A 9,492-nucleotide genomic window follows, 5' to 3' on the forward strand; every position below is an offset into this window, starting at 1 on the left:
CTATCCTTATAAAGAAAAGCCCGGCCGTTGCCGAGCTTTTCTTTGCTATAATCATTGCTATCATTTCTTTTGAACGTGAAGAAAACTTTCAGCAATTAGTAAATCCTCTGGAGTCGTTACTTTAATATTATAGTAACTCCCCTCTACTACACCTACTTGCTTCCCGATACGTTCTATGAGACTTGCATCATCTGTACCAAGGAAACAACTCTGCTTCGCGCTTCTATGAGCTTCTAATAAAAGAGAAACAGAGAACCCTTGCGGTGTTTGTACAGCTTTAAGCTGAGATCTCTCTACCGTTTCGACAACGACACCCTGCTCTACTTTCTTAACGGTATCTTTTACTGGCACCGCACAAATGGAAGCTCCATATTTTTCTGCTGCAGTTAATACATCTTGAATCACTTTATTCGTTATGAACGGGCGTGCCCCATCATGTACAAGAACATACTCAACACCACTCGTATGCTGAATCGCGTTATACACACTATCTTGTCTTTCAGCTCCACCTTGAATAAATTGTACTGGCTTTTCAATCGGATACTTCTGCATTAACTCTTCAAAATACGGGCGCTCTTCTTCATTAATTGCCATAATAATATTTTTACACGCCTGATCCTTTTCAAAAGCACGTAACGTATGCACAATAATCGGTACTTCATTAATAAGTAAAAATAACTTATTTTTGCCAGCGCCCATCCGCTTTCCTTGACCAGCTGCTGGAATAATTAATGTATACATATTAATAATCCTCTACTTATAATGCTTTTTCTAATAACTTACGTTTGGCGAAAATCATACGACCCGCCGATGTTTGTAACACACTCGTAACGAGTACATCGAGTTGTGAGCCTACATATTCTCTACCGTCTTCTACTACAATCATCGTACCGTCATCTAAATATGCAACACCTTGATTTTGTTCTTTTCCATCTTTTACAACATAAACACTTAGTTCTTCACCTGGGAGTACAACAGGTTTAATTGCATTAGCTAAATCGTTAATGTTTAACACCGTTACCCCTTGTAATTCAGAAACTTTGTTTAAGTTGAAATCATTCGTCACTACCGTTCCACCAGTGATTTTTGCCAACTTTACAAGTTTGCTATCCACTTCTTGAATATCCTCGAAATCGCCTTCATAAATCTCTACCGGAATCGGCATCTCTTTTTGAATACGATTTAAAATGTCTAATCCTCTGCGACCACGATTACGCTTTAAAGCATCGGAAGAATCGGCAATGTGCTGAAGTTCTTCTAACACGAATTGTGGAATGACAATTGTTCCTTCTAAGAACTTTGTTTGGCAAATATCAGCAATACGTCCATCGATAATTACACTCGTATCAAGAATTTTCCAATGTGCTAAAGATTCTTCTGCCTCATTTTCTGGTTCTTCATTCTCACTATTATTATTTTTCTTCTTCCCACGTTGTGGTAATGTAAATAATCCTAACAATTCATTCCTCTTTTTAAACCCTACTTGGAATCCTAAATATCCTAGTAAAAGAGTAAAGAACACTTGCAACACCGTACTAATAACTGGAATTGTAAATTCACGAATTGGTATTAAAATTAAGTACGCAACAATAAGCCCCGAGATTAAACCTAATGTACCAAATAAAACATCTGCTACAGGCGCTTTTACAAGAGCCTCTTCAATATGCTTAATAAGTTGAACAATATAATCTACAAGCCAAAATGTTGTTAAAAATAAAATAATTGCACCAATAATTGCACGAACATACGATCCTTCCAATAAAGGAACGGCACCGATGTCTAATACATTAATAACTTTTGGGATTAAGTAAATCCCTAACGCTCCCCCGATTACTAAAAAGAAGAGCTGTACAATCCGTTTTAACATCCAACCACCTCCTACTCATTATTAACCATTGTTTCGCTAATCAAAACGCCGAATGCAAAAGCGGACGTGTTTTTTTATAAATAGTTTTATTTACCAATATATCATATCATATACCAAAAATGTTCTAGTGTCGTTATATTATGGAATCAATGTAATATTCTTAATTGTGTCTACTCATATAGAGATGCTCTTGAATTCTTTTTAGGCCTTCTCGTATTTTCTTCGCCCTGACTTCCCCAATTCCTTCTACATCATCTAATTCATTAATAGTCGCCCGACAAACACCTTGTAAGGTTTTAAATCGATTAATTAAATTTTCAATGATAAGTGGTGGAACACGTGAAATTTTGCTAGTGATTCGATATCCTCTCGGTGTCACACTTTCTTCTAAACTTGTTTGTCCTGGGTATCCGAGCAATTTAACTAAATCGCTATCCTCTAGAAGTTGTGCATTCGCAAGTTCTTGTAACTTTTTCAATATTTGATGATGATCTTGCGTTTTTTCTTGATAGTAATCTTTAATTAATAGTGCTGCCTCTGCTTCTAAATCGGCTAGTAGTTCCGTAAGTTGTAAACGAATTAACCTACCTTCTGTCCCCAGTTCATGAATATAGCTCAATATTTCATTTTTAATACGTAGTACCATTTCAACACTATGTAAAACATGAACTACTTCGGACATTGTAACGACCTCTTCAAATTCTAGAATACCCAAATTCGTAATCCCATCATTCCATACAGCCTTATATTTTTCTAACGTTTGAATAGCTTGGTTTGCCTTTGTTAAAATAACACCTATATCTTTTAGTGTATAACGTAAATTCCCTTGATATAGCGTAATTACGTTACGTCTTTGTGAAATAGCCACTACGAGGCTACCTGTCTGCTTTGCTACACGCTCCGCCGTTCGATGGCGCATACCAGTCTCAATAGAGTCAATAGATGACTCTGGAACTAACTGTGCGTTCGCAATCAAAATTTTACTTCCAGTTTCATTTAAAATAAGTGCTCCATCCATTTTTGCTAATTCGTATAAACTAGCGGGAGAGAATGCACAATTAATATGAAACCCGCCATCAACAATACTTTTAATTTGTTCATTATATCCAAGAACAATTAATCCCCCTGTTTGTGCGCGAAGTACATTATCTATCCCTTCGCGCAGTGGTGTTCCCGGGGCCACAAGTTGTAAAATATTAATCATACTTTTGACACGTTGCTTGTTTTCTTCCATAGCCTAGCCTCCTAATGTCAAACGAAGCGCTTCTCCTAAATTGGATACACCTACTACCTCAATCCCATCTGGAATTGTCCATCCTCCTAAATTTTTCCTAGGAATAATAGCGCGTTGAAATCCTAATTTAGCTGCTTCTTGTACACGTTGTTCAATTCTTGATACCCTTCTTATTTCTCCAGTTAATCCTACTTCTCCTATTACTGCATCGGTCGGTGCCGTAGATTTATCTCTAAAACTTGAAGCTATACTTAAAGCCACAGCTAAATCAATTGCCGGTTCATCTAACTTCAAACCGCCTGCTACTTTTAAATATGCGTCTTGATTTTGCAATAATAAACCTGTTCTTTTTTCTAACACTGCCATAATAAGCGATACACGGTTATGGTCAATTCCCGTTGCCATTCTTCGAGGGTTTCCAAAACTAGTAGGGGAGATTAATGCTTGTATTTCTACTAAAACTGGTCGTGTTCCTTCCATTGAGGCAACCACTGTCGATCCTGCAACCCCAACTGGTCTTTCCTCAAGGAAAATTTCAGAAGGGTTTAAGACTTCCGCAAGACCAAGTTCCTTCATTTCAAAAATACCCATTTCATTTGTAGAACCAAAACGATTCTTCACAGCTCGCAAAATACGATATGTATGATGACGGTCTCCTTCAAAGTAAAGAACTGCATCGACCATATGTTCTAACATACGAGGTCCTGCGATTGCGCCCTCTTTTGTCACATGCCCAACGATAAAAATAGGGATCCCTTTCGTTTTTGCAAGTTTCATTAATTCCGCTGTACATTCACGTACTTGTGCCACACTTCCCGGTGCTGACGTTACCTCAGGTAAATGTATCGTTTGGATGGAATCAATAACAACAAAGGCTGGATTCACTTCTTCAATGTGTGCTGCAATTCGCTGTAAATCCGTCTCTGATACAACAAATAGATTACTACCATTTACATGTAAACGATCCGCGCGCAGTTTAATCTGTTTTGCTGATTCTTCACCCGATATATATAGTACATCATATGAAGAATCTGCTAATTGCGATGATATTTGTAATAGTAACGTTGATTTTCCAATCCCAGGGTCTCCACCAATAAGTACTAAGGAACCATCTACAATCCCGCCACCAAGTACACGATTAAATTCTTGAAATTTCGTTTCAATACGCGCCTCAGACTTTGTTTCTACTTCTGTTAGGCGTCTTGGTTTTGTTACTTCCGATTGAATTGCATTGGCATAATTAAGGCGCCTTGATGATACAACCGGTTCCATCTCTTCAACAAGCGTATTCCATTGACCACATCCAGGACATTTTCCCATATATTTCGGTGACTGATACCCACACTCTTGACATGTGAATTTTGTTTTCTTTTTAGCCATATCGTTTTATATTTCACTTCACTTTCATCTATAAACAGTTTATCCTTCTCGTACAAGAAAGAGGGCTATCTCGTAGCCCTCTTAGTTTGTCTATACTTATTTTACCTTTTCAGCACTATGAATGACAAATGATTCTCCTTCAACATCAAAGATAACTTTTTGTCCTTTCTCAATAGCACCTTTTAAAAGTTCTTCCGATAGTCTATCTTCTACATGTTTCTGAATTGCTCTACGAAGTGGGCGAGCACCGTACTCTCGGTCAAATCCTTTATCAGCAATAGCTGAAATCGCTCCTTCTGTTAAATGCAATTCAATTTCTTGCTCTTTCAAGCGGTTCACTAACTGATTTACCATAAGTGTTACAATCTCTTGAATATGTTTTTTCTCAAGCATATGGAACACGATAATTTCATCAATACGGTTTAAGAATTCTGGACGAAATGCCTTTTTCAATTCATCCATTACTTTACCTTTCATATCTGAATAATCACGGCTCTCATCTTGGACGTTAAAACCAAGATGTTTATTACGTTTTAACGCCTCTGCACCAACGTTAGATGTCATAATAACAATTGTATTACGGAAATCAACTGTACGCCCTTTAGAATCTGTTAAGCGACCATCTTCTAATACTTGTAGTAGAATGTTAAACACATCAGGATGAGCTTTCTCTACTTCATCTAATAAGACTACTGAATATGGCTTACGGCGAACTTTCTCTGTTAACTGTCCACCTTCTTCATATCCAACATACCCTGGAGGAGAACCAACTAAACGAGAAGTAGAATGCTTCTCCATGTACTCCGACATATCGATGCGGATCATTGCATCCTCATCACCGAACATAGATTCTGCTAACGCTCTTGCTAACTCCGTTTTACCTACACCTGTTGGTCCTAAGAAAATAAATGAACCAATTGGACGTTTCGGATCTTTCAATCCTGCTCTAGCACGACGAACAGCTTTCGCTACAGCTACTACCGCTTCATCTTGACCAATAACACGATCATGAAGAATGGATTCTAAGTTTAATAATTTGTCAGTCTCTGTTTGTGCAAGTTTAGAAACCGGGATACGAGTCCACGTAGAAACGACATTTGCAATATCTTCTACTGTCACTTCTGAGTTTTCTTTTCCTTGTTGCTCTTTCCATTGACGCTTCGTATCCTCTAACTTCTCACGTAAGCGTTGTTCCATATCACGTAACGACGCAGCTTTTTCAAATTCTTGACTTTGTACAGCTGCATCTTTTTCTTTTCTAATTTCCTCAAGCTTCACTTCCAGCTCTTTTAAATTTGGTGGTGTTGTATACGAGCGTAAGCGAACCTTTGAAGCAGCTTCATCAATTAAATCAATCGCTTTATCTGGTAAGAAACGATCTGTAATATAACGGTCTGAAAGCTTTACAGCTGCATCAATGGCATCATCTGTAATAGATACGCGGTGATGTGCCTCATAACGATCACGTAAACCTTTCAAGATTTGAGTTGATTCATCTAAGCTTGGTTCATCAACGTGAATTGGTTGGAAACGTCTCTCTAAAGCCGCGTCTTTTTCAATATATTTGCGATATTCATCTAACGTTGTCGCCCCAATACATTGTAACTCCCCGCGAGCTAAAGATGGTTTTAAAATGTTCGATGCGTCAATGGCACCTTCTGCTCCACCTGCACCAATTAATGTATGAAGTTCATCAATAAATAGAATGATATTTCCTGCTTGGCGGATTTCATCCATTACTTTCTTCAAACGATCTTCAAATTCACCACGATATTTCGTTCCAGCTACCACTGTACCCATATCTAGTGTCATAACACGCTTATCTCTTAAAGTTTCAGGAACTTCATTATTTACGATTTGTTGCGCTAACCCTTCTGCAATTGCTGTTTTACCTACACCAGGCTCCCCAATTAATACAGGGTTGTTTTTTGTTCTACGGCTTAAAACTTCAATTACACGTTGAATTTCTTTACCACGTCCGATAACAGGGTCTAAACGATTTTCACGTGCAACAACTGTTAAATCACGTGCTAAGCTATCAAGTGTTGGTGTATTTGCATTTGTTGAAGAACCACCTTGGTGACCTGAACTTGCTTCATTACTTCCAAGAAGTTGCAATACTTGTTGTCTTGCCTTATTTAGACTAACACCTAAATTATTTAAAACACGTGCTGCTACACCTTCACCCTCGCGGATTAAACCAAGTAAGATATGTTCTGTTCCAACGTAAGAATGACCTAATTTGCGAGCTTCATCCATAGACAACTCAATAACCTTTTTAGCACGTGGTGTATAATGTACAGTTTGAGAAGCTTCTGTTCCGCGCCCAATTAACGCTTCTACCTCTTTTTGAACTTTCTCTGGGCTTAATCCAAGAGCAATTAACGCTTTTGCTGCAATTCCTTCGCCTTCGCGTACAAGCCCAAGTAAAATATGTTCTGTTCCAATATTATTATGCCCAATGCGAATTGCTTCCTCTTGAGATAAAGCTAATACTTTCTGTGCTCTTTCTGTAAATCTTCCAAACATCATAGAAATCGCCTCCTACTTGCGCTTAGTTTTTTTCAATACGTAATCGCTCACGGATTAAGGTTGATCTTCGATAATCTCTTTCTTCTGGTCCTAAAGGCCCTCCTGCATATTGTTGTAAAATGCCTGGTTGTGTAAGAACCATTAGTTCAGTCAAAATATTTCTCGACACACCTTTTATATATCCTAAATCAATACCAAGTCGTACATCTGATAAGCAATTGGCCGCTTCCGCAGATTGAATTAACCGACTGTTTGCTAGTATGCCATAAGAGCGATAAACTTTGTCTTCAAGCTCAATACTTGAATTCTGTACAATTAATTCTCTCGCCATTTTTTCTTGCTGTATAATTTGTTGAATGACACTCTTTAAATCTGCAATAATATCTTCTTCAGATTTTCCTAGTGTCATTTGATTTGACACTTGAAATATATTACCTAACGCTTCGCTACCTTCACCGTATATTCCTCTTACTACTAACCCTAATTTTTGAATTACTTGTATGATACGGCTAATTCTTTTCGTTAAGACGAGTCCTGGTAAATGAATCATTACAGAAGCCCTTAATCCTGTACCAACGTTAGTAGGACAGCTCGTAATATATCCAAGTGATTCATCAAAAGCATACTCAACCTCTTTTTCTATCCAATTATCTATTTGATTGGCACTTTGAAGAGCCTCTGATAACTGCAATCCTGAAAATAAGCATTGAATCCGAATATGGTCTTCTTCATTCAGCATGACACTAATATGTTCGCTTTCTGACAATAAACATGCTCCATATTCTGTTCCTGCAAGGTTGGGACTAATTAAATGCTTTTCAACTAATACTCTCCTTTGAAGAGGCGTTAACTCATTCATTTTTAATAGCTCAAACTCTCCAAAAGGTTCTACCGCTTTATTTATAAATTCCTTTTTAAATAATTCATGAATCTGTTCAGCTTCTTCTTCGTTTTGCATAGTAGAGAATTGATACTTTTTAAAATTACGGGCCAAACGAATTCGGCTACTTAAAACAATATCAGAATCAGGGCCATCCCCCTTCATCCATGGACTAATCGCTTCATTCATAATTTTGTCCAGTGACATAGAACTATTCCCCCTCTCTATGCTCACTAAGCTGATTTTCAAGACCTCGAATTTTATCCCTTATTTCAGCAGCTTTCTCAAACTCCTCTTTCTGTACGTATTGTTTCAGAATGAGTTTTAGTTCATCTAATTCTTTCTTTAAGTGAATATTTCCTTCTATACGTTTAGGAATTTTTCCACAATGATCTGTATGCCCGCCGTGAAGACGTTTTAATAAGGGCTTTAAATGTTCCTTAAATGTATCGTAACAAGAAGCACATCCAAAGCGTCCTACCTTTGTAAATTGCTCATATGTCATCTTACAATCTGGACACCTTAATATACTTGTATTCGAAAATCCGTTTTTTCCTTCTTCAAACATTGTTGATTCACCGTGTAATAACCCAGCAAATAAATCATGGAATGAAAAGTTAGACTGCGATGATTGAAAGAAAGACGTATAGCCACTTTGTTCTGCACATTGCTCACAAAGATGAACTTCCGCCTTCTTTTCGTTAATTACTTTTGTATAATGTAAAGTTGCTGGTCTTATATTACAGTTTTGACAAGTCATCACTATCCCCACCTTTACAACAGGAACGATCTATCTCATAGTACTTTTCATACATTACTAGATTGTTCACTTTCCTTTATTTGTTTAAATAAAAGTGCGTGTTCTTTTTTCAAAACTTCTACAATATTTAACTGCCTTATTTCTTCATTATTATTCTTTTACAAAAGCTGTATTTATTTATATTTCAGTGTTCTTAACATTGCGCATAATATTCGAGCCCTAAGTTCATCTCGAGAAGGAACATCCATTGATAGTACAGAACGATCTAGTACACTTAACATGAGTTTAGCTTCACGATTTGTTATGATTCCCTCTTCTATTAAGCGTATAATCATACTCTCTGCATTTCCTTGCGCAACGCTATGATCAATCATATGAAGCATTTGATCAATAATGTCTATATCATCATGCAGTTTGACTTTTATAATGCGAATGTAACCTCCTCCACCACGTTTACTTTCTACTACAAATCCTCTTTCTAACGTAAAACGGGTATTGATTACATAATTGATTTGAGATGGTACGCACTCGAATCGATCCGCAATCTCATTTCTTTTGATTTCAATCACATTATTATTGCTTAAGTCAATAACTTGCTTTAGATATTGCTCAATGATATCAGATATATTTCTCATTTATCCGCCACCTTTATTGACTTTGACTATCTTTGACTTTAATTATATACGTATTAATAAAATTTGCAACTCTTTTGCTTATTCACTATCCTAGCCACATTCCCCTGTATTTAATCAAAATTATTATTATTTAAACACATTTTTTATTACTATGGATTATAAAAGAAAACACGAAAAAACACGAGTCATTTGACTCGTGTTTAG

8 protein-coding genes are annotated in these 9,492 nt (G+C 37.0%); all 8 read right to left on the reverse strand.

The window, feature by feature from the left end; genetic code table 11:
• Nucleotides 1–60 precede the first annotated feature (60 nt).
• A complete protein-coding gene (ispD, locus tag ACZ76X_RS27875; RefSeq protein WP_479852349.1) occupies nt 61–741 on the reverse strand; it encodes a 2-C-methyl-D-erythritol 4-phosphate cytidylyltransferase in 681 nt (226 codons plus the stop codon).
• A 16-nt stretch (nt 742–757) separates the two neighbouring features.
• Complete coding sequence (locus ACZ76X_RS27880) at nt 758–1,867, reverse strand: PIN/TRAM domain-containing protein (RefSeq protein ID WP_098669548.1); 1,110 nt, start codon at nt 1,865–1,867, stop codon at nt 758–760.
• A 160-nt stretch (nt 1,868–2,027) separates the two neighbouring features.
• Entirely contained in the window at nt 2,028–3,101 is a 1,074-nt protein-coding gene (gene disA / locus ACZ76X_RS27885; RefSeq protein ID WP_078418158.1) for a DNA integrity scanning diadenylate cyclase DisA, read from the reverse strand.
• Between the two features lie 3 nt (nt 3,102–3,104).
• On the reverse strand, nt 3,105–4,481 hold the full coding sequence (gene radA, locus ACZ76X_RS27890) for a DNA repair protein RadA (protein WP_001085207.1): 1,377 nt from the start codon (nt 4,479–4,481) through the stop codon (nt 3,105–3,107).
• A gap of 96 nt (nt 4,482–4,577) precedes the next feature.
• Nucleotides 4,578–7,013 (reverse strand): ATP-dependent protease ATP-binding subunit ClpC, encoded by a 2,436-nt coding sequence (clpC, locus tag ACZ76X_RS27895; RefSeq protein WP_000971179.1) that lies wholly within the window; start codon nt 7,011–7,013, stop codon nt 4,578–4,580.
• A gap of 22 nt (nt 7,014–7,035) precedes the next feature.
• On the reverse strand, nt 7,036–8,100 hold the full coding sequence (gene mcsB / locus ACZ76X_RS27900) for a protein-arginine kinase McsB (RefSeq protein WP_078418159.1): 1,065 nt from the start codon (nt 8,098–8,100) through the stop codon (nt 7,036–7,038).
• A gap of 4 nt (nt 8,101–8,104) precedes the next feature.
• On the reverse strand, nt 8,105–8,653 hold the full coding sequence (gene mcsA / locus ACZ76X_RS27905; protein ID WP_078418160.1) for a protein-arginine kinase activator protein McsA: 549 nt from the start codon (nt 8,651–8,653) through the stop codon (nt 8,105–8,107).
• Between the two features lie 173 nt (nt 8,654–8,826).
• Nucleotides 8,827–9,288 (reverse strand): transcriptional regulator CtsR, encoded by a 462-nt coding sequence (gene ctsR / locus ACZ76X_RS27910; protein WP_001244563.1) that lies wholly within the window; start codon nt 9,286–9,288, stop codon nt 8,827–8,829.
• Nucleotides 9,289–9,492: the final 204 nt, after the last annotated feature.

The organism is Bacillus sp. BC05(2025) (genome assembly GCF_056725905.1).